The sequence below is a fragment of the Saccharopolyspora sp. NPDC045839 genome, from assembly GCF_056431645.1.
Genome location: NZ_JBWKKH010000043.1, coordinates 48071 through 72702 on the forward strand (window position 1 = coordinate 48071; position 24632 = coordinate 72702).

A 24632-nucleotide genomic window follows, 5' to 3' on the forward strand; every position below is an offset into this window, starting at 1 on the left:
CAATGGAAATCAGAGGTTCGATTTCCATTGAAATTGCGTGCCTGCTCTGGAAACCGCGTGCTTACTCTGGGGGAGTGGGGCCGTTTCCGGTGGATCGCTTCGTTCCCTACGGGCCGTCGCACTGGGTGCTCATGGCGCTGATCGTCGTCGGGTCCGTGGCGGTCGCCGCCGTCGGGCACCGGCAGCGCGGTTCGCAATCCGCCGTGGTCTTCACGCGCGGCTTCGCCCTGGTGGTCCTGGCGTTCGGCGCGGCGACGCTGACCTATCGCTTGTTGCCGGGGCAGTGGGACATCGTCGAATCGCTGCCGCTGCACCTTTGCGATCTCGCTTGGATCGTCGCCGCCTTCGCGTTGTGGACGCACCGGCCGCAGGCCTGCGCGCTGCTCTACTACTGGGGGCTGACGCTGACCCCGCAGGCGATGATCACTCCCGCGCTGGACGCGCCGGACTTCCCGTCGCCCGACTTCGTCGAGTTCTGGGGCCAGCACCTGCTGGTCATCTGGGCTGCCGCCTACCTGACCTGGGGCGCCGGGGTGCGGCCGACCTGGCGGGGCTACTGGTTCGCGGCCGCGGTGACGGTCTCCTGGGGCGCGGCGATGCTGGTGTTCAACGCCTGGGCGGGCACCAACTACGGCTTCGTCAGCGCGAAGCCGGACAACCCGTCGCTGCTCGACGTGATGGGCGGCTGGCCGTGGTACCTGGGCGTCGAGGTGGTCGTCGGCCTGGCCGCCTGGGCGTTGCTGACCTGGCCGTGGACCCGCGCGCCGCGCCGTGCTGTGCTCGCCTGAGCGGGGCTCACGAGGGCATCGCGAAGCCCTGCTGGCGCCACGCCTCGTAGACCGCGACGGCCGCCGAGTTGGCCAGGTTCATCGAGCGGATGCCGGGCAGCATCGGGATCCGGACCCGCAGCGTCACGTCGGCGAGCACGTCCTCGGGCAACCCGGTGGACTCGGGCCCGAACAGCAGCACGTCGCCCGGCCGGTAAGCCACCGCCTCGTAGGAGTGCTCGGCCTTCGCGGTGAACGCGATGACCCGCTGCGGGTTCAGCACCCGCCAGGCCGATTCGAGGTCCGGGTGGACGTGCAGGGCGGCCCGGTCGTGGTAGTCCAGCCCGGCTCGGCGCAGCTTCGCGTCCTCCACGGAGAAGCCGAGGGGCTCGATCAGGTGCAGTGCGCAGCCGGAACCGGCCGCCATCCGGATCGCGTTGCCGGCGTTGCCCGGGATCTCGGGCTGGTAGAAGACCACGTGAAACACCCGAAATCGTTTCACACCGGGCTCCGGATCGGCAGTGCGGGGAGGCCCCCGACCGGGCGATCACACCAACCCACCGGTGGCGCGGAGGTTCTGCCCGGTGATCCAGCGCGCGTCCGGGCCGACCAGGAAAGCCACGACGTCGGCCACGTCCGCCGGCCGCCCCAGCCTGCCCAGCGGGATCATCTGCGCGGTGGCGGCCAGGGCGTCGCCGCCGATGGCGCCGCGCAGCAGGTCGGTGTCGGTCGGGCCGGGAGAGACGGCGTTGACGGTGATGCCGCGCGGCCCGAGTTCCTTCGCCGCGACCCGGGTGAGCTGCTCGACGGCCGCTTTGCTCGCCGCATAGGCGGATTCGCCGGGGCTGGCCCACACCGTGCTCATCGTCGAGATGCTGACGATCCGCCCGCCGTCGCCCATCCGCCGCGCCGCGTGCTGCATCGCCAGGAAGGTTCCCTTCGCGTTGACCGCCATGACGCGGTCGTAGTCGGCCTCGGACATGTCGAGGAGTGGCGTGGTGGAGGGGATTCCGGCGTTGTTGACCAAGATGTCCAGCGCGCCGGCGGCGTCGAAGAGCCGCTGGAGGTCTTCGGCCGCGCCCATGTCGGCCCGCACCGCACGGGCGCCGGTTGCGGCGGCGACCGCCCTCGCCGCGTCCTCGTCCGTCGCGTAGCTGAACAGGACTTCCGCGCCGTCCGCCGTCAACCGCCGCACGATCGCCCGGCCGATGCCGCGCGAGCCACCGGTGACGACTGCCGTCTTGCCTCGGAGATTCATGGCCGCACCATCCCGCCGATTGCGGAAGACCTCCTTCCGCGATTGCGACGACACTGGAGGAATGCTGGAAACCTCGGCTCGCTTGCTCCGCCTCCTGTCGCTGCTGCAGGCGCGGCGCGACTGGCCGGGCGGAGATCTCGCCGAACGCCTCGGCGTGACCACCCGGACGGTCCGCGCGGACGTGGATCGCCTGCGCAGCCTCGGCTATCCCGTGCATTCGACGCCGGGCGTGGCGGGCGGCTACCGGCTCGGCGCGGGAGCGGCGCTGCCGCCGCTGTTGCTGGACGACGACGAAGCCGTCGCGGTGGCGATCGGGCTGCGCACGGCTGCGAGCGGCACTGTGTCGGGAATGGCCGAGACGTCGGTTCGCGCGCTGGCAAAGCTGGAGCAGGTGCTGCCGGCGCGGCTGCGTCAGCGCGTCAACGCGCTGCAGACCTACACCGTGCCGGTGCCCGGCGGCGGGCCGGTGGTCGACGCCGACGTGCTGACGGCGATCGCGCGGGCGTGCCGGGACCGCGAGCAGTTGCGGTTCGACTACCGCGCGCACGATGACGTCGCGAGCCTGCGCACCGTCGAGCCGCATCGGCTCGTCAGCACCGGTCGTCGCTGGTACCTGGTCGGTTGGGACCGCGACCGCGAGGACTGGCGGAGCTTCCGCGTCGATCGCCTGTCGCCCCGCATACCGGCAGGTCCTCGCTTCACGCCGCGTGAGCCGCCGGAGGGCGGTTTCGCCGCGTACGTCGCGCGCGGTGTCACGGCGGTGTTGTGGGCGTATCGCGCCCAGGTGCGCGTGCATGCGCCCGCGGAGGTCGTCGTGCAGCGGGTGCCGCCGACGACGTGGATCGTCGCGCCGATCGATGACCGGACCTGCCTGCTGGATGCGGGCGCGGACACGCCGCAACTGCTCGCGGTCTACCTGGGCGCCCTCGATCTCGACTTCGACGTGCTCGACGCCCCCGAACTCGCCGCGGCGACCAGCCGCCTCGCCGACCGCTACGCCCGCGCAGTCCCGGGGCCGTGAGCACTTTTCGTTGCTATGGCGACAAGAAATGCGCACGGGTCCTTGATCAGCCGGAACACGTCTCCTTGAGCAGCTGGAACGTGTCTTGTCGTGATCAGTTGTGCAGCGGGTGGTCTTGACAGCGCCGGAGGTGTCGCAAATACTCTCCCGCATCGATTGGCCAAATCGGTTTGGCCCTGGTGGTGGGCATGGCGTTCACAGCGCCGAAAGCCTCCGGGGCAGTCCCGCGCCGACCGCCGCAGCGGTCGGCGAGCGCCCGGACTCAGCGCGAGGAGGCTCCGCAGTGTCCACACCGCATCCCGTCGATCAACGCCTACCGCTGGCCAAGCTGCTCCCGTTCGGCCTGCAGCACGTGCTCGTGATGGCCGCGACCCCCATCTCCAGCGTGTTCCTCGTCAGCAAGACGCTCGGCATGACGCCCGAGCTGACGATCAAGCTGCTGTCCGCGACGTTCGTGCTCGCCGGGCTGGGCACGCTCCTGCAGTCGTTCGGCCCGTGGCGCTTCGGCGTCCGGCTGCCGTTCGTGATGCTGCCCGGCGGCGCACCGGTCGTGCTCTTCCTGGCGATCGCCCAGGATCACGGCCTGCCCACGGCTTCCGGCGCCGTGATCCTCACCGGCGTCTTCTACTTCGTCGCGCTGCCGCTGTTCACCCGGCTGCTGCGGTTCTTCCCGACCGTCGTCATCGGCACCATGATCGTGATCGTCGGGGTGAACCTGGTGAAGGTCGGTGGCCTGCTGGTCACCGGCAAGCCCGGCAGCCCGGACTTCGGCAACCCCCGCGACCTGCTGCTCGGCTTCGCCACCGTGGCGTTCACGGTGCTGTTCCTGCGTTTCCTGACCGGGATGCTGCGGCAGCTGGCGGTCGTGCTCGGGCTCGCGGCCGGTACCGGCATGGCGGTGCTTCTCGGCGCCACCAGCTTCGGCGAGGTGGGCGCGGGCGGCGTGTTCAACCTGCCCGACCCCCTTCCGTTCGGTGCGCCGGAGTTCAGCCTGTTCGCCGCCCTGCCGCTGATGGTCTTCGCGCTGGTGTCGATGGCCGAGGCGACCGGTCAGACCGTGCTCAACGGCGAGATCGTCGGCAAGGAGATCGACCCCCGCCGCGACGTGCCCAGGACTATCCGCGGCGACGCGCTGATCTCGCTGCTGGGCGGCTTCTTCGGCACCTCGCTGATGGTGACCAGCGGCGAGAACATCGGCATCGTCCGGATGACCGGGGTGCGCAGCCGCTACGTGACGGCGGTCGCCGGGGTGGTGCTGGTGGTCATCGGCGTGGTCACCCCGATCGCCGAGGTGATCAACGGGATTCCGGCCGCCGTGGTCGGCGGCACCGCGCTCGTCGTGTTCGCGGTCATCACCGTGCTCGGGATCCAGCTGCTGCGCCAGGTCGACCTCGCCGATCACGCGAACTCGGTGATCTGCGCGGTGGCGCTCGCCTTCGGGCTGCTGCCGATCCTCGTGCCGGGCGTGTACGACCGGCTGCCGTCGAGCCTGAGCACCTTCCTCGACAGCGGCGTCGCCGTCGGCGCCTTCGTGGCGGTGGGGCTGAACATCGCGTTCCACTACCTCCGCCGCTCGACCACGTCCACCACAACGGAAAAGTGAGATCGTGAACCGAGAACTGCTCGATGCCGCCGAAGTCCTGCTGCTGCCGGAGGCCCTGCTGCTGCCTGACGGGCCGGTCCGCGACCACGCCGTGGTCGTCGCCGACGGCGTGTTCCGCGCGGTCGGACCCGCGGCGGAAGTCGTTGCGGCGCACCGGGAACTCGACCCGGTCCGGCTGGACGGCCGGTTGCTGATGCCGGGGTTCGTCGACGCCCACCACCACCTGACGCAGAGCTTCGGCAAGTCGCTGGCCTTCGGCGAACCGTCGGAGATCTTCCGCCGGATCTGGGTGCCGCTGGAGGGCGCGCTGACCGAGGAGAACGCCTACGTGGCGGCGAAACTCGCTGCGCTGGAGGCACTTCGCGGCGGGTTCACCACCGTCGCCGAGGCAGGCACCCGAGCGCCGGTCGACGTCGGGGCGGTCGCCGCGGCGACCCAGGACGCCGGGATCCGCTGCGTGCTCGGGCGGGTGTGCGACGGTCCGGACGAGGAGCACCTCGCGCGCTGGGCGGATTCGCCGCTGGTCCACCCGTCGCTGGCGATCCCGATCCCGGAGGCCGCGCCCGACGGCGTGCTGCGGGACGTGTCGCGGCTGTGCGCCGAGGCGGGGGCGGTGTTCCAGATCCACGTCAACGAGCACCTGGCTTCCGTCGAGCGGTCGCTCGAGGCGCACGGACGCCGACCGCTGGAGCACCTGCACGAGATCGGAGCGCTGGGGCCGCAGGTCCTCGCGGCGCACGCCACGCTGCTGACCCCGACCGAGGTGCGGCTGCTCGCCGACACCGGCGCGGCGATCAGCTACAACCCGGTTGCGAGCGGGTGGAAGGGGAACGCGGTCGCGCCCGCCGAGCTGCTGTCGGTGTTCGGGGTGCGCTTCGGGCTCGGCACCGACGGCACCCGCGGCGATGCCTTCCGGCTGGTGGACGCCGCCGAGCTGGCGCAGCGGCTGGGATTCGGCCTGGCCAGCGGTGATTCCTCGTGCGGTGGCGGCTGGACCTGGCTGGAGCACGCGACGTCGCTCGGTGCCGACGCGGTGGGTCTGGGCGGGTTCACCGGCGAGATCGCCGCCGGCCGGGCCGCGGACTTCCTCGTGGTGGACCTGCAGGTCCCGGAGCTGTGCCCGTCCTGGGACCTGAGCTGGGAGCTGGTCCGGCTGGCCAACCGCGATCAGATCGCCGCCGTGTTCGTCGGCGGCAGGCTGCGGTTGTGGCGCGGCTGGCCGGTCGACTGGGACGGCCCGGAACTCGTCGCGCAGGCTGCGAAGATGGCGCGCGAGGTGGTGGAGCGGGCGCCGCTGCGCCGGATCCACCCGGTGTCGGTCGAGCACCGCCGGAGCGGTCATGAGCGACAATTTTCCGCTTCGCGCTCAGGTAAGCCGTCCAGGTGCGGGTGCCCCGCAGGACACGGACCAGCCATGAGTAGCCCTGGGGCAACCTCGGTCCTCCTCAACCGCACCCCAGGGGACCGTGACGAAAATCAGCCACAAGAAACGACGCAACGGGAGATTGGGCTGGACGCAACCACCACTGAGAATCGCGGAGAGGCGGGACTGGAGGCGGAACTGCCATGAGCGTCGCGGTGCTGGCGCTGATGGCGCTCGCCGTAGCCGTGGCGGCGTTCGTGCAAGGCGCCACCGGGGTCGGGTTCGCGCTCATCGTCGCGCCGGTGGTCGGGCTGGTGGAGCCGTCGCTGCTGCCGGTCTTCCTGCTGGTGCTGATGATCCCGCTCAACCTCTACATCGCCGGGCGCGAACGCGGCAGCCTGGACAAGACCGGGGCCGGGTGGATCACCGCCGGGCGGTTCGCCGGGACCTTCGGCGGGCTGTGGGTGCTGGTGGCGGTCCCGGTGGGCCAGCTGAACCTGCTCATCGGCGGCTCGACCGTGCTGGCGGCGGTGGTGACCCTGGTCGCGCCGAAGTTCACGCCCGGCCGGGGCGCGTTCCTCGCCGCCGGGGCGATCACCGGCATCACCGAGACGGCCACCGGCGTGGGCGGTCCGCCGCTGGCGCTCGTCTACCAGCACCGGCCGGCCGCGGTGCTGCGTTCGACGGTCGCGGTCTGCTTCATCGCAGGCGAGGTCATTTCCCTGGTGGTGCTGCTGGCCACCGGCAAGGTCGCGCCCGGCCAGCTGTGGCCTGCGCTGCTGTTGCTGCCGGCGCTGGCGCTCGGCGCGGTGCTGAGCCGGTTCGTGCACCACCGCCTCGACGGCCCGCTGATGCGGCTACTGGTGCAGCTGTTCGCGATCGTCTCCGGCGTCGTGCTGCTGTTCGCCGGGTGACCGCAACGTCGAACGGCGCGCGATCAGGACGGGCTCCGGGTTGGTGATCACCTGCGGAGTGGTCTCCTGCTTGAGATTGGCCAGCAGGAGTTCGACGGCGCCGGCCGCGGCCTGCCCGAGGTGCAGGTCGATGGCGGTGAGCGCGGGCGTGCAGGTGCGGGCGCGCAGACCGTCGTAGCGGGTCGCCACCATGACGTCCGCCGGGACGCGAAGCCCGCGGTCGGTCAGGGCCCGCACCACGCCCACCGCGAAAGCGTCGACGGTCGCGCAGATCGCGTCGACCTCCGGGTGCTCGTCCAGAAGCGCCGAGGCGGCAGCGCACCCGGCCTCCTCGCCGCCGGATTCGTCGGCCGTGATGATCAGCGGCGCCATCCCGTGGTGGTCGGTGAACTCGCGGTAGGCGTCGATCGCGTCCACGTACGAATTGCGGTGGCTGCTGCCGACGAGCAGGGCGATTTGGCGGGCGCCCTGCTCGCGCAGGTGGTCCAGCAGCAGCCGCCCCACCAGCCGAGCCCGCAGGTCGACGTGGGGGAGATCGGTGCCCGGCTGCCTGGCCAGCGTCACGATCGGCACGCCGCGGGCCTGCAGGCGCTTGGTCGCCGGGTCGTCCTCATCGGGTTCGACGACGATCGCGCCGTCGATGTCCAGGGAGTCCAGCGGCGTGCCGGACTCCACTGGCGGGACCAGGACCAGCGCGTACCCGTGCAGCAGCGAGGTCTCGGCGGCGGCCGCGGCGACCTCCATGAAGAAGCCCAGCCGGGACGGGCCGCCGGCCACCGCGACCGGCATCGACGACACCAGGCCGATGGTCCGGGACTGGCCGTGGCGCAGCCGCTGCGCGCGCAGGCTCGGGTGGTAGCCGAGCTCGGCGGCGACCTTCGCCACCCGCTCCCGCGTCCGCGGATCGACCTTGCCGATCCCGTTGAGCGCGTGGGACACCGTCGTCCGGGACACCCCGGCCGCCCGTGCCACGTCGGCGATCGTCGGCCGCGCCGCTCCCGGCATCACCATCTCCTCACGCTCGGGACCCCGGCGGATCTTGCCCGACCAGGCCTGCGTCCTGCCAGGTCAGGACCCGTGAGTATTTTGGGTCGCTATCGCATCCAAACGTACTCACGGGTCCTGACCAGGGGAAACCCGAGCTCCCGTTGTTCCGGGCGGGTCAGGGCACGTCGCGGCTCAGGAGGTCCGCTTCGGTCTCGCGGCGGACCCACGGCTCGGCCGCACCGTCGTCCACCGCGACCACGGGGGGCCGGCCCACCAGGTTGTAGGTCGAGGCCATCGAGTGGTGGTAGGCACCCGTGCACGGCACGGCCAGCAGATCGCCCGCGCGGATGTCGACGGGCAGCACCGCGTCCGGGATCAGCACGTCGCCGGCCTCGCAGTGGCGGCCGACGACGCTCATCGCGCGCTCTCGCGCGTCGCCGACCCGGCCGATCAGCCGCGCGGCGTAGCGCGAGCCGTAGAGCTCCGGGCGCGGGTTGTCGCTGAACCCGCCGTCCACCGCGACGAAGGTCCGGCTGCTGCCGTGCTTCACCGTCACGACCCGGTACAGCGTGATCCCGGCGCGCGCCACGATCGCCCGGCCCGGCTCCAGCGTCAGCCGCGGCACGACGAGACCGTGCTTGCGGCATTCGTAGTGCAGCACCCGCGGGATGCGCGCGGCGAAACCGGGCAGGTCGAACTCGGCATCGCCGGGCCGGTAGGCGACCGCGTGCCCGCCGCCGATGTTGAGCTGCGGCAACGTGATCCCGTGGCGCACCGCGATCTCGGCCAGGAACGCCGTCAGCCGCCGCACCGCCTCCTCGTAGCCGGCCACCTCGGAGATCTGCGAGCCCAGGTGGCAGTGCAGGCCCACCAGCCGCAGCTCGGGCCGCTGCAGGACCTTCGCCACCGCCGCCGCGGCCTGGCCACCGGCCAGCGAGAGCCCGAACTTCTGGTCCTCCACGCCGGTGGCGACCGCGCGGTGGGTGTGCCCGTCGATGCCCGGCGTGACCCGGACCAGGACCTCCTGCGCGCCGACGATCCGGCCGATCTCCGCCAGCGAGTCCACCACCACGCGCCCGACCCCGGCGTTCGCCGCGGTCCGCAGCTCCCGGTCGGTCTTCGCGTTGCCGTGCAACAAGATCCGCTCCGCGGGGAAGCCCGCGGCGAGCGCGGTGGCGAGTTCGCCCGCGGAGCAGACGTCCAGGGACATGCCTTCCTCGGCGAGCAGCCGGGCCATCCGGCGGCACAGGAACGCCTTGCCCGCGAAGGCGATCTCGGCGTCCATCGAGCGGTACGCGCGGCACCGGGCGCGGACCGCCTGCACGTCCAGCACGTAGCCGGGGGTGCCGAACCGCTCGGCGAGCTCGGTGAGCGAGACGCCACCGACCGTCACGTCGCCGGAGGGCAGCGCCACGGCGCCCTCCGGCCAGATCGAACCGGGCAGCTTCTTGGGCAGGCTGTGGCGGAAGGTGGGCAGGAGTTCGGCGAGAGTCACGGCGACTTCCTCAGCGCTCGGCGGTGGATGGCTCATGCCTACGCCCGGTCGGCCGGGGCCGAGGTGGTTCAGGGCGCGGTCCTGACGCCCGGCTCGCCCGTTCTGACGCGCTGTTGACAAGCGCGTCCGGGCGCTCTGGTAGAGAAGAGGCATGGCAGGTGCACAACCCCGGAAGCGGAAGGGGGCGACGGCAGAGCGGACCGCGGCGGAGACCCGCCCGGTGGCCCGCGTGCTCGTCGACGTCCCGCTGCCGGTGCACCTGGACCGGCCGTTCGACTACCTGGTGCCCGACCGGCTGGATGCCGACGCGGTCCCGGGCTGCCGGGTGCGGGTGCGCTTCCGGGGCAAGTTGGTCGACGGCTACCTGCTGGAACGCAACGAGACCACCGACTTCCAGGGCACCCTGTCCTGGGTCGAGCGGGTCCCGTCGCCGGAACCGGTGCTGACCCCGGAGCTGCTGGAGGTGGCCCGCGCGGTGGCCACCCGCTACGGCGGCATGCTCGCGGACGTGGTGCGCCTGGCGATCCCGCCCCGGCACGCCGGGGCCGAGAAATCGGCGCCCCGCGAACCCGGCCCGCCCCCGCCGCGGCCCGAGTCCGGGGCGTGGGCCCGCTACCAGCACGGACCGTCCTTTTTGGACGCGGTGCACGCGGGTCGGTCGGCCCGCGCGGTCTGGCAGGCGCTGCCCGGCGAGGACTGGCCCGCCCGGCTGGCCGAAGCGGCCGCCACGGCGGCGGCGGCCGGGCGCGGCGCGCTGATCGTCGTCCCCGACCACCGGGACCTCCAGCGGCTGCAAGACGCCTGCATCGCGCTGCTCGGCGAGGACGGCGTCGTCGCCCTCGCCGCCGACCTCGCCCCGTCGATGCGCTACCGCCGCTGGCTGGCGGTGCTGCGCGGCGCGGCGCGCGTCGTGATCGGCACCCGCGCGGCGATGTTCGCGCCGGTCCACGACCTGGGCTTCGCGGCGGTGTGGGACGACGGCGACGACCTGCACAGCTACCCGCAGGTGCCCTACCCGCACACCCGCGACGTGCTGACCCAGCGCGCGCACGCGGCGGGAGCGGCGCTGATCGTCGGAGCCTTCGCCCGCACCGCCGAAGCGGCGCTGCTGGCCGAATCGGGCTGGGCGCACGAACTCGTCGCGCACCGCACGGACGTGCGGGCAGCGGCGCCGCGGGTGACCGCGATCGGCGAAGACGACACCCAGCTGGCGCGGGACCCGGCGGCGCGCGCAGCGCGGCTGCCCTCGGTGGCGTTCGAAGCGGCGCGAGCCGCGCTAGGCGCGGGAGCGCCGGTGCTGGTGCAGGTGCCGCGGCGCGGCTACGTGCCGGCGCTCGCGTGCGGCGACTGCCGCGAGCGGGCGAGGTGCCGCCGGTGCGCGGGGCCGCTGGCGCTGCCGGGAGGCAGCGAAGGCGGAGCGCCGAAGCCGGCGGCGTGCAGCTGGTGCGGAGCCGCGGAAGCGGCGTTCAAGTGCGGCTCGTGCGGCTCGCGGCGGCTGCGCGCCGTAGCGGTCGGCGCCAGCCGCACCGCGGAGGAGCTCGGGCGGGCGTTCAGCAACGTGTCGGTGCGGACCTCCGGTGCCGGCGAGATCCTGGCCGCGGTGCCCGCGAAGCCGGCGCTGGTCGTGTGCACTCCCGGCGCCGAGCCGGTCGCCGAAGGCGGCTACGGCGCCGCGCTGCTGCTGGACGGCCGGACCCTGCTGGGCCGCCCCGAGCTCCGCTCCGCCGAGACGGCGCTGCGGTTGTGGTTCGCGGCCGCCGCGCTGGTCCGGCCCGCCCGCGACGGTGGGCGGGTCGTGGTCATGGCCGACTCGTCGCTGCAGCCGGTGCAGGCGCTGGTGCGCTGGGATCCGGCGTGGTACGCCTCGCTGGAACTCGCCGAGCGCGCCGAGCTCGGCTTCCCGCCGGCCCGCCGCGTCGCGGCCGTGGACGGCACGCCGGAGGCGATCGAGGCGCTGCTGGACTCCGCGGATCTGCCGCCGACGGCGGAAGTGCTCGGCCCGGTGCCGCTGGGCCAGGTCGACGAGGACGGCAATTCCGAGCGGGAACGCCTGATCGTCCGGGTGGACCGGGCGGACGGCCGAGCCCTGGCGGGCTCCCTCCACTCGGCCCAAGCGGTCCGAGCGGCCCGGAAGGCCACGGAACTCCAAGTCCGCCTGGACCCACTGGAAATGCTGTAGGACTCTCGCGAGCACTTCGGGCTGCCCGAGAAGTCGTCCAGGATCTGGTTGTGCGGGGCTTTGAACTGGCGAGGCCGCTTGATACCTCGATGGGGTGGGAACGCCGTTTTCGCGCGAAACCGTCACCTGGCAGGCGTGGGGGACGCCGGTTTCGCGCGAAAACGGCGCGGCGGGCAAGTTGCGGACAGCCTCAACAGCGCCGCACTCACGAGTCGCAGCGCTCGCGGTGGTCCACCGGCTTGCGGAAGAAGACCCGGCGGTAGCCGTCTTGCTCGGCGCGGCCCGTTTCCACGTAGCCGTGCCTCGGGTAGTAGGCGAGGTTCTCCGTCATGACTTCGTTGGTGTACAGGCGGATCTCTGTCATCCGCTGCCGCGCAGCCTCTCGGTCGGCCAGCGCCAGCAGGTCGCGCCCGAGGCCCCGGCCCTGGGCGTCGGGATGCACCGCGACGTTCTCCAGCAGCATCACGTCGCCTTCGGGCACGAGCACCAGCATCCCCAGGACCCGGGAGCCTTCCTCGGCGACCCAAACCTGGTGCTCGCGAACCGCGGCGGAGTAATCCGCGACCATCGGCGCCGGACGCCGGTCCATGCGCTCGGTGTAGAGCGAGTACGCCGACCGCGCGAGATCCTCCATCGCGGCGACGTCCGGCAACCGGGCTTCCCGAAAAGCGATCATGCCCCATCGTCGGCACCCACCCCGACCCCGCGCAACCCCTGGAAATTCGGTGGCCGGGGCTGGCCCAGCACAGGTAGGCGTGGCCGTGCTCGTGCGGCTGGGTGGGAGTCGTGAGTACTTTGTGTCGCTATCACGACACAATGTGCTCACGAGCCCGTCGTGCGGACGGATGGTGGTTTCGCGGTTAGGCTCTGCGGCATGGTGCGCAGTTCGGCTGCCGACGTGGACGGCTACCTGGCCGAGGTTCCGGTGGAACGCCGGGAGGCATTGGCCGAGATCCGGGCCCTGTGCCGGGCCGAGCTGGCCGGGTTCGACGAGGTCATGGCCTACGGAATGCCCACATACCAGCGCGGCGGCACCGCCGAGATCGCCTTTGCCGGCCAGAAGCAGTACATCTCCTTCTACCTCTTGCGCACCGATGTCCGGGACGCCTTCGCGCAGCGGCTCGCCGGGCACGACATGGGCAAGGGGTGCCTGCGCTTCCGCAAGGTCGATGCGATCGACTTCGACCTGGTCCGCGAGCTGCTGCGCGCGACGGCGGCCACCCGGGGCCAGGTCTGCTGAACCGGTCGGGACACCGTGCGGCGGGCTCAGTACCGGTAGAGCCGATCGCCGACCGCCGCCGAGGGCTCGGTGCTCCCGCCCGCCGGGGCGGAGATCCGGTCCGGGTCGCCGTCCGAGGTGTAGCGGCGGCCCGGGTCAGCGGCGAGCTTGTCCAGCCACGCCGCCGAGCCGTATTGCGCGTCTTGTCCCGCCGGGCCCTGGGAACGGATTCGGGGCACGTTCGCCGGGTCGAAATCCGCGGACCACGGTGACGGCGCGGGATTCGAGCCGACCAGCATGACGCTGTCGTAGTGGTAGGCGACGCCCTCCGCCGAGCCGTCGCCCGCGAGGCGCTCGTCGTCCGGGTGCACGCCCAGCGGCAGCGCGATCGACCGGACTTGGGCGCCCGGCACGGCGTCCGCGATGAGCCGCTGCATCCCGGCGATCTGGTGCCGCACCTCGGCTTCCGAAGCCCGGCCCAGGTTCTCGTGGTCGAGCGTGTGGTTGCCGATCTCGAAGCCGTGCTCGTGCAACCAGCCGAGGCCGCGCCGGCCGCCGGGCTCCTCGAACGGCGGGTTGTTCACGTAGCAGGTCGCCACCGGGCGGAACCCGGGATGCGCTGCGGCGACGTCCAGCAGGATGCGGATCGCGGTGCCCGCCGCCGGTTCCCCCGCACCGTCCAATGTGAACTGGCTGATCGAGCCGTCGTCGAAGGTGAGCACCACCGGGTGCTTGCCGGCCGGGATGCCGAACCGCCCCGTGGCGTACTCGGTCGCCGTCACCGGCACGTAGTCCTCGGCGGCGAGCCGCTCCAGTTCCGCGCGGAAGTCCTCCGGGCTGCGGTCGTAGACGCTGCGCGGCGTCGGAGTGATCCGGTGGTACATGAGCACCGGGACGTCGCCGAGCTCGTTCGCCCGCACCGATTCCGGCGTCGGGCGGGGGACGGGATCCGGCGGCCGGACGACCGCATTGGGCTGGGGCGGGACGATCACGCCGCCTTGCCCGGAGCCGCAGGCCGCGAGCAGGGCCGCCGCCGTCACCACGGTGCCGGCGCGCACTTTCCGCATTGCTGATCGCATCTCCTCCAACGGTAGAGACCGGCTTTCCCGCTGGGGATACTCCAAGTGGTCATTGATCTCCGGGGCCATGGCTGCGAAGGTGGAACGACCGGTCGTCGGCCGGTTCCAACTTGATCACGCACGAATTTCGTGCAGCCGCGCGGGTTCGCCTGAAAGTCGGGGAGGCGAAAGCGATGTCGGATGCTGATTCCGGTGCGGCCCGTGCCAAGACGGTGCGGGCCGACAGATACGCGTTGTTCGGGGCGGTGGCCATCGCGCTGCTGTTCCTGGGATTCCTGCTGGTGAGATCGATGTCCACAGAGGACGTCGAGATATCCGGGCTGCCGGACCGTCCGATCGCGCCCGCCGAGGTGGGTTCGATCCAGATCCGCTCCGGTGCGGCCGATGGCGTGCAGGTGCTGCTGGATGGCCGCGAGGTCTCCACGGCGGACCGGCAGGGTGCCCTCGCGGTGCAGGCGGCAGGTCTGCCGGACGGGCCGCACGAGCTGCGCGTCGTGGTGCCGCGCAGTCCGTCCTGGTTCGGTTCGGACGCCACCACTCAGATGTTCACAGTGGACAGTTCGCCGCCGGCGCTGCAGGTCGAGGACTCGCTGCGGCCGGACGGGCCGAACCGGCCGGTGACGGTCGTCGGCGCGGTGCAGGGCGCCACGCAGGTCACCGTGGCCGGGCGGGTCGTGGCGCCGGATCCGAAGGGCGGGTTCAGCGCGGTCGTCGACCGGCCCGACCGCGAGGTCCAGGTGGTCGCGACCGACGCGGCGGGCAACCGCGCGGAGAAGACGATGACCGTCCACATCAGACATCCCGGGATGCGCGCGGTGCACCTCACCGGACTGGCCTGGACCAGCGACTCGCTGCGCGAACCGATCCTCGCGATGGCCCGGCAGGGCAAGATCGACACCATCGAGCTGGACCTCAAGGACGAGAGCGGCGAGGTCGTCTACGACTCGGCGGTGCCGATGGCGCACCAGATCGGCGCCGTCAAGGGCTACTACCCGGCCCGGCAGGTGCTGGACCAGCTGCACGGCATGGGCGTGCGGGTGGTCGGCAGGCTGGTCGCCTTCAAGGATCCCGTGCTGGGCGCGGCGTCGTGGAACGGCGGGCACCCCGAGCGGGTGGTGCAGACCGCCGACGGCCGGCCCTGGACCAGCGGCGCCTACGGCAGCTACGCGTTCACCAACTTCGCCGACCCCGTGGTCACCCGGTACAACATCGACATCGCCGCCGAGGCCGCCGCGCTGGGCTTCGACGACGTCCTCTACGACTACGTGCGGCGGCCTGACGGGCACATCGAGCAGATGCGCATCCCCGGCCTGACCACCACGCCGGAGGCCGCGATCGCCGACTTCCTGCGGCAGACCCAGCCGGAGGTCCGGTCGCGGGGCGCGCTGCTGGGCGCGTCGGTGTTCGGCATCTCGGTCGACCGGCCCACCGAGATCGCCCAGGACATCAGGCAGATCTCGCGATACGTCGACTACATCTCGCCGATGGTCTACCCGTCGCACTGGGGCCCGGGGGAGTTCGGCGTCGGCAACCCCAACTCCCAGCCCTACGACATCGTGGCGCGCTCGCTGGCGGCGTTCGCCAAGGCGGTCGAGGGCACCGACGTGCAGATCATCCCGTGGTTGCAGGACTTCAGCCTCGGCGTCTCCTACGGCCCGGCGGAGGTGGCGGCGCAGATCGACGGGGCGCGGGCCAACGGCATGAACTCGTTCCTGCTGTGGGCCGCCAACTGCCGCTACCACGACGCGGCCCTCGGCCCGGCCGGCTAGCGCCGGTTTCGCGCGAAACCGTCACCCCGCGTGAGGGGAGCGCGCCGGTTTCGCGCGAAAACGGCGTCCGGAGCCGGTGTGCGGCCGGGCTCGCGAACTTTTCGCGAAGTCTCCCGCCAGCACGGCAGAAGCTTGCCGTGGGGCAGTTGTATCGGGGGCGCAGACTGGGCAGAGTGTGCGGCATTGTCGATGTTGGAGGTGGCGATGTCCGTGAGGCCCGTTCGACTCACCCTGGCCGCGATCACGTCGTGCGCCCTGGTCGCGCCGGTGGCGCAGGCGGCGCCCGGCGGGCCGCCGGAACCGCCCAAGCAGGCCGAGGCGGTCGGCTACGGAGGCGCCGTGTCCAGCGTCGACCCGTACGCGACGCAGGCCGGGATCGAGGTGCTCCGGCGCGGCGGCACGGCCACCGACGCGGCGGTCGCGGTCGCGGCGGCGCTGGGCGTCACCGAGCCGTATTCGGCAGGCGTCGGCGGCGGCGGTTTCTTCGTGCACTACGACGCGAAGACCGGCGCGGTCGAGACCATCGACGGGCGCGAGACCGCGCCCGCCAGCGTCCGCGAGGACTCGTTCCTGGAGAACGGCAAGCCGATCCCGTTCGACGAGGCCGTCACCAGCGGGCTCGGCGTCGGCGTGCCGGGCACCCCGATGACCTGGCAGGCGGCGCTGGACCGCTGGGGCAACAAGGACCTCGCCGAGGTGCTGCGCCCGGCGGAGCGGCTGGCCCGCAAGGGCTTCGTCGTCGACGAGACGTTCCGCCAGCAGACCGCCGAGAACCAGGAGCGCTTCAGCGCGTTCCCGGCGACTCGCGACCTGTTCCTGCCCGGCGGCAAGCTCCCCGAGGTCGGCAGCGTGCTGCGCAACCCCGACCTCGCCGACACCTACCGCACCCTGGGCACCAGGGGCATTGACGCGCTGTACCACGGCGAGATCGGCGCCGACGTCGTCAAGACGGTGAACCACCCGCCGGCCGACCCGGCCGCGAACCGCCAGGTGCGCCCCGGCGGCATGACCGCCGACGACCTGGGCGACTACGGCGTCAACGAGCAGGCGCCGACCCACCTGAACTACCGCGGACTCGACGTCTACGGCATGGCGCCGGTCAGCTCGGGCGGCACGACCGTGGGCGAGGCGCTGAAGATCCTGGAGCGCACCGACCTGTCCGACGGCGACAAGACCGCGTACCTGCACCGGTTCCTGGAAGCCGGCAAGATCGGCTTCGCCGACCGCAACCGCTGGGTGGGCGACCCGGAGTTCAACGACGTGCCCACCGAAGAACTGCTCAGCGCGGAGTTCGCGGCCTCCCGGGCCTGCCTGATCAGCGACGACGCCGTGCTGCGGACCCCGGTCGCGGCCGGCGACCCGCGCGACCCGCAGGGCTGCCAGGCGGGCACCGCCGAAGGCGCCGAGCCCTACGAGGGCCCGAACACCACGCACCTGACCGTGGCCGACGCCTGGGGCAACGTGGTGGCCTACACGCTGACCATCGAGCAGACCGGCGGCAGCGGCATCGTGGTGCCCGGCCGCGGATTCCTGCTGAACAACGAGCTGACCGACTTCAACTTCGCGCCGGTCACCCCGGGCCAGCCGGACCCGAACCTGCCGGGCCCGGGCAAGCGCCCGCGCAGCTCGATGAGCCCGACGATCGTGCTGCAGGACGGCAAGCCGCTGCTGGCGGCGGGCAGCCCGGGCGGCGCGACGATCATCACCACCGTGCTGCAGGTGCTCACCGGCCGCCTGGACCGCGGCCTGTCCCTGGTGGACGCCATCGCGGAGCCCCGGGCGTCGCAGCGCAACTCGGCGCAGACCGAGGCGGAGCCGGGCTTCCTGGCCCAGCCGGAGGCGGAGAAGCTGAAGGCCATCGGCCACCAGTTCAAGACGACGAGCGAGATCGGCTCGGCAACGGGAGTCGAACGGCTGCCCGACGGCCGCTGGATCGCTGCGGCCGAGCGAGAGCGGCGCGGCGGCGGCGCGGCGGCGGTGGTCGTCCCGGTGCGCTGAAGCACGGCAACCCTCCCCGGGGCACTGACTCCGGGGAGGGTCAGCCGGGTTCGGCGGGGCACGCGGGCGGCACCTCGATGCCCGCGAGGAACTGGGTGCGCTCCGGTTCTTGGAGCTCTCCCGCGCCCGTGGCGCAGAGGGCCGCCAGCCAGCGGTCCGGGCGGACCGTCCACACCCGAGGTCCGCCGGTCGCCGCAACCACGAGGTCGCCGGTTCCGGTCAACACCGGCCGCACGTAGTTGGTCGCGCCGTCCACGGCCCAGGTCCCGATCTGCGTTCCGGTCGATACCTCCCACAACCGGATCGCCGTTCCGCCATCGGTGTGGCCGATGAGAGTGGCGCCATCCGGGCCGAAGGTGAGCGGGCCCGGGCCGGGCACACTCGTGTAGCCGGGCATACCCGTGTGGCTGTCATCCGGCAGCTGCATTTCGGTCGCCAGTTCGCCGGCGACATCGCGCAGGAAGATCCAGTTGTCGCGGTCGGAGAACGCGATGCGGGTCCCGCTCGGATCGACGGTGAGGTCGGTGATCACGGAACCTCCGCGGACCTCCGCGAACCGGCTCAGTTCCCGGCCGTCCCAGCGGTAGATCCCGATGATGCCCGGTTCCGAGCCTTCGACTACCGCCACCGTGCGGCCCGCCAGGTCGGCGGTGAAGGCGGAGCGCTTGGGCATCGGAATCGCGATCTTCCCGATGACCTCGCCGCTCGTCACCGCGATGACCTCGGGGCCGCCGTCGCGTTTGACGAGGACCGCGTCGTCGCCGGCCAGGAAGCGGACCCCGGTCGAACGACTGTCGCCATACGTCGCATCGAACGCGCCGGTGGAGTGCCGCAACTCCACCCCGGTCTCCAAGTCCCAGATCCCGACCCGGCCTCCGACCTGCACCGCCAGCCGAGTTCCGGTCGAGTCCAGCGCCGCATCGACGCGCGGGCGAGGGGCGTCGCCCGGCGCGGCGATCAGCGGCAGCGTGCGCTCGACGGTACCCGTGGCGAGGTCCCACACCTGTACTTCGTCCGCCCCGACCGTCACGGCCCGGCGGCCATCCGCGGCGAGCGCGTTCACCTCGCGACCGCTGGGTGCTGGGGACGGGTGGGGCGCTCGCGCGTCCGCCCGGGAGGACAGCAGGCTGACGCCCTCATCGGTGGTGGCGACGGCGACGAGGTCACCAGAGGCGGACAGCGCCAGGTCCTGCACCATGGCGGTTTCCTCGGTGAGCTGGACCGGGTTGCCCAGCGTCCGGTCCAGCGCGATGACCCGGTTGGCCCGGTCCTTGAGCACCACTGTCGACCCGTCGGCCGAGATGGCGACATCGTTGATGGGGTCCGGCCGGTCGGCCGTGGCGATGCGGGTCCGGGAGGCGAGGTCCCACAGCTGCACCTGCGTGCCGTCGGCCATCACCAGCAGTCCGCCGCCGGTTGCGGGCCTGGAACCGGAGATCAGGGCGGGCTCCTGCGGGCCCCACACCCCGCTCGCGACGTCCACCGACAGCGATCGGGTCTCGGCGTTCCCGGCCGAGGCGTCCCTCGCGCCCTTCGCCCGCCCCGTCATCAGGCGCCTGCTGTCGGGGGTGAAGATCAGCGGCTTGGTGATCTCGTGCGGCGCCTCGTCCAGCAGGCGCTCCGCACCGGTCCGCAGGTCCCACACGCGCGGCGGCCCCAGGCTGAATCCCTCCTCCTGCCCGGCGGCCGCGAGCAAGGTGCTGTCCGGTGACACCGCGAGCACCGGTCTCAAAGACTCGAGGGGCAGCTCCCGGACCAGCCGCCACGTCGCCACGTCCCAGATCCGGAAAGCCCTGCCGTCGTGGACGATCAGCATGCGCCCGTCCGGTGTGAACTCCAGCGCCAGCACACCCGGCTGCGGCTGGATCAGCTCGCCGACGACGCGGCGTTGCCGGGTATCCCAGAGGGAGATCCGGTCGTCCCGCTCGGAGGCGAATGCGAGCACCGAACCGTCCGGGAGCAGCGCGACATGCGAACTCGCTGAAATCTCCGTGTTGAATCCGTCTGCCATTCTTTCCTTTTGCGGTGGACGGACGAAGGACACGACGTGGCGATTGCGCTCCAGCGCCGCCATCAAGGCGCCCTGGGCTTGTGCGGTGGGGGCGGTGGCGTAGGACGTTGTGGCCAACTGCGTGCTGAGTCGCGGATTCGGCTGCGCCGACACCTCCGCACCCAGCGCGCGGGACAGCGCGATGCGTGCCTGGTCCTCGGCGCGATCCCGCTGCTGCGTAGCGACGACCGACAGGACCGCGGTCACCAGCGTGAGGACACACAGCAGCGCGACCCCGGACCGCGTGAGCACCTTCCGGCGGCGGTGCAGCCGGATGTCCTCGCCGTCGAGCTCGTCGGGCGGCACGTCGCGGACCGTTGCGGCGAGCTTGCACACGGCACTGCGGAACTCGGTGTGGCGCAACGACAACGCGTCCATCCGGCGAGCGGTCGCCAACGGCACGCACAGCGGCTCGCTGTCGAACCAGCCGCTGAGCCCCGGCGGCAGGGCATCGGTGCGCGACCAGTCGAAGTCACCATCGCCCCACGCGACCTCCCCCGCGACCACCGCGATCAGGAAGTTCTCCGGCGACCTGTGTTCCTGCCAGATGCCGACCTCCCGCTGCACCCATTCCGAGCGCGCCGCTTTCGGCGAGGCCAGGAGGATGAAGTACCGCGAATCCAGCAGTCCCCGCTCGATCGACTTCGGCAGCGAACCCGCCGAGAGGCTTTCGGCATCGCGGAAGACGCGCATCGCCCTGCGCCGGAAATTGGGCCTGGCGAGGCTGGTCAGGCCCTTGTACAACGCGGCCGCCACGTCCTTGTCCGCGTGGCTGTAGGAGATGAACGCGTCGTAACCGGGCGTGCCGATTGAGATGTCAGTCACATGGCGACCCTATCGATGTCGATCATGGGAAGAGGCTGTTCGCAGTCATCTCGTCCGGTTGGCGTGCCACATGGTGTGCTCGCGGCTGATCACCGACTCGGCGTCGACGACCGCCGCCGACCACTGCTGCTCGTCCAGGTCCCGGTCGAGCAGGTCGCGGACCACCGCCAGCTCGTGGGAGGCCACCACGTACGCCGTGGCCGTCGCGCTGTGCTGGCGGGTGGCCGTCCACGCCGCGAACGCCGAGACCGCCGCGGCCACGATGCCCGCCAGGTCGAAGTTCACCACCCCGAACGCCTTCGCCAGCGCGCCCGCGACGCCCACCACCTCCATGATCAGCATCGTGGTCCGGAAGACCCGCGCGCTGCGCTGGTGGAACCGCGCCTTGTTCGCGTACCAGTCCTGCTGGTCGAGCACCCGGCCGACCAGGTACGCCTCCTTGCGCTCGGCCAGCGGCGTCGCGCGCATCGCCCGCATCTTGGCGGTGATCGTCGACGCGGTGCTCGGCAGCAGCGGAACCTTCGGCATGTCGTGCTGCAGGATGCGGATGCGATCCGTGAACTCGTCGTCGGGCCGCTCGGAGTCCGCCGGGAACGGCGCGGCGCCCGAGACGTAGCGCCAGGTCAGGGTCTTGACCGACTCCGCGAGCGCGCGACCCTCGTACCAGACCTTGTCCGGCCGGGTGCCCACGATGGCCAGCTCGATCACCATCGCGCCGACGAACGCCAGTGCGGTGCCCACCGCGAACAGATCGATCTGGGAGTCGCCGATGCGCAGCGCGAACGCGGCGAACGTTGCGGCCGAAACGGTCAGCACCAGCCGGGAGCGGACGGCCCGCAGGAAGGTGCGCTGCTGGTGCACCGAGGCGCCGTCGGACGCCTGGAACAGACCCGGGTAATCGTCCGGGGTCAGGGTTTGAAGCTGTTCGGTACTCGACATGCACGCTCCGTGACTCGGGTCTCCCAGTGAATCGTGGCGGAGGACCGCTCGGAAAGCGGCCATTCCAGCGGAACTCCCGCACCACCGGCCTGGACCGGGTGACGACTAGACTCGTCGGGTCCGTCAGTCGTCGACGTGCCAGGGAGCCCATGTGACCGTCCAGCCGATCAGACTCTTCGGCGACCCCGTGTTGCGCACCAAAGCCGACGAGGTGGTCGACTTCGACAAGGAGCTGCGCACCCTCGTCCAGGACCTGTGGGACACCATGGAGGACCAGGGCGGTGCCGGGCTGGCCGCGCCGCAGCTGGGCGTCGGTCTGCGGGTCTTCACCTACCACTGCGACGGGTTCGCCGGGCACCTGATCAACCCCACCTGGACCGCGATCGACGACGAGGAGCAGTTCGGCCAGGAAGGCTGCCTGTCCATCCCCGGCATGTACTGGGACTGCCTGCGCGCCCGCAACGTGGTGGCCCGCGGCTGGAACATGCACGGCGAACCGGTCGAGGTCGAGGGCACCGACCTGCTCGCCCGGTGCATCCAGCACGAAACCGATCACCTGGACGGCGTGCTGTTCGTCGACCGGCTCGACGAGCAGACCCGCAAGGCCGCGATGCGCGAGATCCGCAAGGCCGAGTGGTTCGACGGCAGCGCGCCGGTGATCAAGGAAAGCCCGCACCCGCTGTTCGGGGGTCGCTGACATGCGCGTGGTCTTCGCCGGAACCCCCGCCCCCGCGGTGCCCGCGCTGCAGGCGCTGCTGGACTCCGGCCGCCACGAGGTCGCCGCGGTGATCACCAGGCCGGACGCTCCCGCCGGCCGCGGTCGAAAGCTGCTGCGTTCCCCGGTAGGCGCGCTCGCCGACGAGCACGGCATCGAGGTGCTCACGCCCGCGCGCGCATCCGAACCGGACTTCCTGGAGCGGCTCGCGGAGCTGGCCCCGGACTGCTGCCCGGTGGTGGCCTACGGCGCGCTGCTGCGGGAGAAGGCGCTGGCCATCCCGAAGTTCGGCTGGGTGAACCTGCACTTCTCGCTGCTGCCCGCGTGGCGCGGCGCCGCCCCGGTGCAGGCGGCCATCCGGCACGGCGACGAGATCACCGGGGCCAGCACCTTCCGGCTGGTGCGCGAGCTGGACGCCGGCCCGGTCTACGGCGTGGTCACCGAGGAGGTGCGCGCCACCGACACCGCCGGTGAGCTGCTGGACCGGCTGGCGGTCTCCGGCGCCGGGCTGCTGGCGGCCACCCTGGACGGCATCGAGGACGGCACGCTCCGCGCCGAGGAACAGCCCGGCGACGACATCAGCTACGCGCCGAAGGTGACCGTCGAGGACGCCAAGGTCGACTTCGCCGCACCGGCCACCGCCGTGGACCGGCTGATCCGGTCGGTCACCCCGGACCCGGGCGCCTGGGCGCTGCTGCGCGACGAGCGGTTCAAGCTCGGCCCGGTGTCCGTCGTCGAGGACGAGCTTCCGCCCGGGGAGATCCGGGTGGAGCGGCGGCGGGTGCTGGTCGGCACCGGGACGTCCGCGGTCGCGCTGGGCGAGGTGCAGGCGGCGGGCAAGAAGCGGATGGCCGCCACGGACTGGGCCCGCGGGACCCGCATCGAGCAAGGAGAACAGCTCAAGTGAACGATCGCCGCCGCCGGCCGTCGAGGCCGTCCAAGGCCCGCCCGCCGCAGCGCAAGTCCGGTCCGGCCCGGCCGGTGGACGTCGACCCGGCCCGCCTCGCCGCGGTCGAGACGCTCCGCGCGGTGCGGGAGCGCGACGCGTACGCGAACCTGGCGCTGCCGCCGCTGCTCAAGCAGCGCCGCATCAGCGGCCGGGACGCCGCGCTGGCCACCGAGCTGACCTACGGGGCCTGCCGCGCGCAGGGCCTGCTGGACGCCGTCATCGACGACTGCAGCAACCGGCCGCTGGCCGAGCTGGATCCGAAGATGCTCGACGCGTTGCGCCTCGGCGTCTACCAGCTGCTGCGCACCCGGATCCCGGCGCACGCCGCCGTCGCATCCACTGTGGACATAGTGCGGTTCGAAAGCGGTTCCAAGCTGGCCGGTTTCGCCAACGCCGTGATGCGCCACGCCGCCGAACTCGACGAGCAGGGCTGGGTCGACAAGGTCGCCCCGCCGCGCGAGGAGGACCCGGTCGGCCACCTCGCGATGCGCTACGCGCACCCGAGGTGGATCGCGCAGGCCTTCGCCGACGCGCTCGGCCTCGACGAGCTGGAGGCGGCGCTGGCCGCCGACGACGCCCGGCCCGCGGTGCACCTGACCGCGCGCCCGGGCGAGATCAGCGCCGACGAGCTCGCCGCGATCACCGGCGGCGACCCGGCGCCGTACTCGCCCTACGGCGTGCGGCTGGAGGCCGGCGCCGGCGACCCCGGCGACCTGGAGCCGGTGCGGGAAGGCTTCGCCGCCGTGCAGGACGAGGGCAGCCAGCTGGCGGCGCTCGCGGTGACCCGGCCGGAGGTCGAGGGACCGGACCTGCGCTGGCTGGACCTGTGCGCGGGCCCGGGAGGCAAGGCGAACCTGCTCGGATCGCTGATCACCCTCGACGGCGGTTCGCTCGACGCCGTCGAGCAGGCGCCGCACCGCGCGGACCTGGTGCGCAAGGCCACCGAGGGGCTGTCGGTGTCGGTGCACGTCGCCGACGGCCGCGACCCGGGCCTGGAGCCGGGCTTCGATCGCGCCCTGGTGGACGCGCCGTGCACCGGGCTGGGCGCGCTGCGGCGCCGCCCGGAGGCGCGGTGGCGGCGGCAGCCGTCGGACGTCGGCGATCTGACGAAGCTGCAGCGCGAGCTGCTGCTGTCGGCGATCAAGCTGACCCGTCCGGGCGGCGTGGTGGCGTACGTCGTGTGCTCGCCGCACCTGCCGGAGACCGAGGGCGTGGTGTCCGACGTCGTGCGCCGCACCGGCGTCACGCAGCTGGACGCGCGCGAGTACTTCCCGGACGTGCCGGACCTGGGCGACGGGCCGGGCGTTCAGCTGTGGCCGCACCGCCACGGCACCGACGCGATGTTCTGCGCCCTGCTGCGGGTGTGACGACGTCGCCGTGCCCGGGGGGCTCTCCCGATTTTGCCTAAAATTGGGCTCTTGTGACGTTTCCGTGGGTGGTGTGAGTGGCTGGTTTGGCCATGGAGTTGGGGGCACGCCGTTGCTGCGTCTAGGTTTCTGGCT

At 72.2% G+C, this 24632-nt stretch carries 20 protein-coding genes; 12 read left to right on the plus strand and 8 right to left on the minus strand.

The genetic code is table 11. The features are described 5' to 3' along the window. Positions 1–89: 89 nt before the first annotated feature. The gene (locus AC07EQ_RS38150) at positions 90–788 is read left to right on the plus strand and encodes a YwaF family protein (RefSeq protein ID WP_478392676.1); all 699 of its coding nucleotides are present in this window, start codon (positions 90–92) and stop codon (positions 786–788) included. A gap of 7 nt (positions 789–795) precedes the next feature. Here AC07EQ_RS38150 and AC07EQ_RS38155 read toward each other — a convergent pair whose 3' ends face one another. After that, complete coding sequence (locus AC07EQ_RS38155; protein ID WP_478392701.1) at positions 796–1254, minus strand: tRNA (cytidine(34)-2'-O)-methyltransferase; 459 nt, start codon at positions 1252–1254, stop codon at positions 796–798. A 60-nt stretch (positions 1255–1314) separates the two neighbouring features. Continuing rightward, complete coding sequence (locus AC07EQ_RS38160; protein ID WP_478392677.1) at positions 1315–2025, minus strand: SDR family oxidoreductase; 711 nt, start codon at positions 2023–2025, stop codon at positions 1315–1317. 61 nt (positions 2026–2086) lie between these two features. Between AC07EQ_RS38160 and AC07EQ_RS38165 the strand changes: the two genes are divergently transcribed. The 4 genes from AC07EQ_RS38165 (at position 2087) to AC07EQ_RS38180 (ending at position 6926) form a co-directional block, all read left to right on the plus strand. Further along, positions 2087–3046: a helix-turn-helix transcriptional regulator gene (locus AC07EQ_RS38165; RefSeq protein WP_478392678.1), complete on the plus strand. Its 960-nt coding sequence runs from the start codon at positions 2087–2089 to the stop codon at positions 3044–3046. Between the two features lie 283 nt (positions 3047–3329). Next, positions 3330–4649 (plus strand): uracil-xanthine permease family protein, encoded by a 1320-nt coding sequence (locus AC07EQ_RS38170; RefSeq protein ID WP_478392679.1) that lies wholly within the window; start codon positions 3330–3332, stop codon positions 4647–4649. 4 nt (positions 4650–4653) lie between these two features. After that, positions 4654–6219: an amidohydrolase family protein gene (locus AC07EQ_RS38175; RefSeq protein WP_478392680.1), complete on the plus strand. Its 1566-nt coding sequence runs from the start codon at positions 4654–4656 to the stop codon at positions 6217–6219. Continuing rightward, entirely contained in the window at positions 6216–6926 is a 711-nt protein-coding gene (locus AC07EQ_RS38180; protein WP_478392681.1) for a TSUP family transporter, read from the plus strand. Before AC07EQ_RS38175 ends, AC07EQ_RS38180 begins: the two co-directional genes overlap by 4 nt. Here AC07EQ_RS38180 and AC07EQ_RS38185 read toward each other — a convergent pair. Then, entirely contained in the window at positions 6870–7931 is a 1062-nt protein-coding gene (locus AC07EQ_RS38185) for a LacI family DNA-binding transcriptional regulator (RefSeq protein ID WP_478392682.1), read from the minus strand. The two genes, AC07EQ_RS38180 and AC07EQ_RS38185, sit on opposite strands and share 57 nt — an antisense overlap. Positions 7932–8088: 157 nt before the next feature. Next, positions 8089–9408 (minus strand): diaminopimelate decarboxylase, encoded by a 1320-nt coding sequence (lysA, locus tag AC07EQ_RS38190; protein WP_478392683.1) that lies wholly within the window; start codon positions 9406–9408, stop codon positions 8089–8091. Positions 9409–9559: 151 nt separating this feature from the next. On the opposite strand from lysA, the gene AC07EQ_RS38195 reads away from it, so the two are divergent. Continuing rightward, positions 9560–11587 carry a primosomal protein N' gene (locus tag AC07EQ_RS38195; protein WP_478392684.1) on the plus strand — a complete coding sequence of 676 codons (2028 nt, stop codon included), beginning with the start codon at positions 9560–9562 and terminating at the stop codon, positions 11585–11587. Between the two features lie 205 nt (positions 11588–11792). Here the strand turns inward: AC07EQ_RS38195 and AC07EQ_RS38200 are convergent, their stop codons facing one another. Continuing rightward, positions 11793–12263 (minus strand): GNAT family N-acetyltransferase, encoded by a 471-nt coding sequence (locus AC07EQ_RS38200; protein ID WP_478392685.1) that lies wholly within the window; start codon positions 12261–12263, stop codon positions 11793–11795. 198 nt (positions 12264–12461) lie between these two features. Here AC07EQ_RS38200 and AC07EQ_RS38205 point away from each other — a divergent pair, with 198 nt between their 5' ends. Continuing rightward, entirely contained in the window at positions 12462–12827 is a 366-nt protein-coding gene (locus AC07EQ_RS38205; protein WP_478392686.1) for an iron chaperone, read from the plus strand. A gap of 26 nt (positions 12828–12853) precedes the next feature. On the opposite strand, the gene AC07EQ_RS38210 is transcribed toward AC07EQ_RS38205, so the two are convergent. Next, entirely contained in the window at positions 12854–13873 is a 1020-nt protein-coding gene (locus tag AC07EQ_RS38210; RefSeq protein WP_478392687.1) for a polysaccharide deacetylase family protein, read from the minus strand. Positions 13874–14058: 185 nt separating this feature from the next. Here AC07EQ_RS38210 and AC07EQ_RS38215 point away from each other — a divergent pair, with 185 nt between their 5' ends. Next, complete coding sequence (locus AC07EQ_RS38215; RefSeq protein ID WP_478392688.1) at positions 14059–15654, plus strand: putative glycoside hydrolase; 1596 nt, start codon at positions 14059–14061, stop codon at positions 15652–15654. Positions 15655–15858: 204 nt separating this feature from the next. Beyond that, positions 15859–17652: a gamma-glutamyltransferase gene (ggt, locus tag AC07EQ_RS38220; RefSeq protein WP_478392689.1), complete on the plus strand. Its 1794-nt coding sequence runs from the start codon at positions 15859–15861 to the stop codon at positions 17650–17652. A 40-nt stretch (positions 17653–17692) separates the two neighbouring features. On the opposite strand, the gene AC07EQ_RS38225 is transcribed toward ggt, so the two are convergent. Together AC07EQ_RS38225 and AC07EQ_RS38230 are read right to left on the minus strand one after the other, a co-directional pair. Next, on the minus strand, positions 17693–20527 hold the full coding sequence (locus tag AC07EQ_RS38225; RefSeq protein ID WP_478392690.1) for a toll/interleukin-1 receptor domain-containing protein: 2835 nt from the start codon (positions 20525–20527) through the stop codon (positions 17693–17695). Positions 20528–20572: 45 nt separating this feature from the next. Continuing rightward, positions 20573–21466 (minus strand): DUF4231 domain-containing protein, encoded by an 894-nt coding sequence (locus tag AC07EQ_RS38230; protein WP_478392691.1) that lies wholly within the window; start codon positions 21464–21466, stop codon positions 20573–20575. A gap of 151 nt (positions 21467–21617) precedes the next feature. Here AC07EQ_RS38230 and def point away from each other — a divergent pair, with 151 nt between their 5' ends. Genes def through AC07EQ_RS38245 form a run of 3 tightly spaced genes read left to right on the plus strand, consistent with a single transcriptional unit; the run spans position 21618 to position 24497 of the window. Next, positions 21618–22163, plus strand: a complete 546-nt coding sequence (def, locus tag AC07EQ_RS38235; protein ID WP_478392692.1) for a peptide deformylase — start codon at positions 21618–21620, stop codon at positions 22161–22163. A gap of 1 nt (position 22164) precedes the next feature. Continuing rightward, positions 22165–23088, plus strand: a complete 924-nt coding sequence (gene fmt, locus AC07EQ_RS38240) for a methionyl-tRNA formyltransferase (protein WP_478392693.1) — start codon at positions 22165–22167, stop codon at positions 23086–23088. After that, positions 23085–24497 (plus strand): RsmB/NOP family class I SAM-dependent RNA methyltransferase, encoded by a 1413-nt coding sequence (locus AC07EQ_RS38245; RefSeq protein ID WP_478392694.1) that lies wholly within the window; start codon positions 23085–23087, stop codon positions 24495–24497. The genes fmt and AC07EQ_RS38245 overlap by 4 nt, the downstream gene beginning before the upstream one ends. Positions 24498–24632 lie beyond the last annotated feature (135 nt).

What these genes read in the sequence shown, in the direction of transcription:
- AC07EQ_RS38160 (WP_478392677.1), bottom strand. Translation starts at nt 2,025, where the DNA reads ATGAATCTCCGAGGCAAGACGGCAGTCGTCACCGGTGGCTCGCGCGGC.
- AC07EQ_RS38165 (WP_478392678.1), top strand. Translation starts at nt 2,087, where the DNA reads ATGCTGGAAACCTCGGCTCGCTTGCTCCGCCTCCTGTCGCTGCTGCAG.
- AC07EQ_RS38180 (WP_478392681.1), top strand. Translation starts at nt 6,216, where the DNA reads ATGAGCGTCGCGGTGCTGGCGCTGATGGCGCTCGCCGTAGCCGTGGCG.
- AC07EQ_RS38185 (WP_478392682.1), bottom strand. Translation starts at nt 7,931, where the DNA reads ATGCCGGGAGCGGCGCGGCCGACGATCGCCGACGTGGCACGGGCGGCC.
- AC07EQ_RS38195 (WP_478392684.1), top strand. Translation starts at nt 9,560, where the DNA reads ATGGCAGGTGCACAACCCCGGAAGCGGAAGGGGGCGACGGCAGAGCGG.
- AC07EQ_RS38200 (WP_478392685.1), bottom strand. Translation starts at nt 12,263, where the DNA reads ATGATCGCTTTTCGGGAAGCCCGGTTGCCGGACGTCGCCGCGATGGAG.
- AC07EQ_RS38205 (WP_478392686.1), top strand. Translation starts at nt 12,462, where the DNA reads ATGGTGCGCAGTTCGGCTGCCGACGTGGACGGCTACCTGGCCGAGGTT.
- AC07EQ_RS38210 (WP_478392687.1), bottom strand. Translation starts at nt 13,873, where the DNA reads ATGCGGAAAGTGCGCGCCGGCACCGTGGTGACGGCGGCGGCCCTGCTC.
- AC07EQ_RS38215 (WP_478392688.1), top strand. Translation starts at nt 14,059, where the DNA reads ATGTCGGATGCTGATTCCGGTGCGGCCCGTGCCAAGACGGTGCGGGCC.
- ggt (WP_478392689.1), top strand. Translation starts at nt 15,859, where the DNA reads ATGTCCGTGAGGCCCGTTCGACTCACCCTGGCCGCGATCACGTCGTGC.
- AC07EQ_RS38230 (WP_478392691.1), bottom strand. Translation starts at nt 21,466, where the DNA reads ATGTCGAGTACCGAACAGCTTCAAACCCTGACCCCGGACGATTACCCG.
- fmt (WP_478392693.1), top strand. Translation starts at nt 22,165, where the DNA reads ATGCGCGTGGTCTTCGCCGGAACCCCCGCCCCCGCGGTGCCCGCGCTG.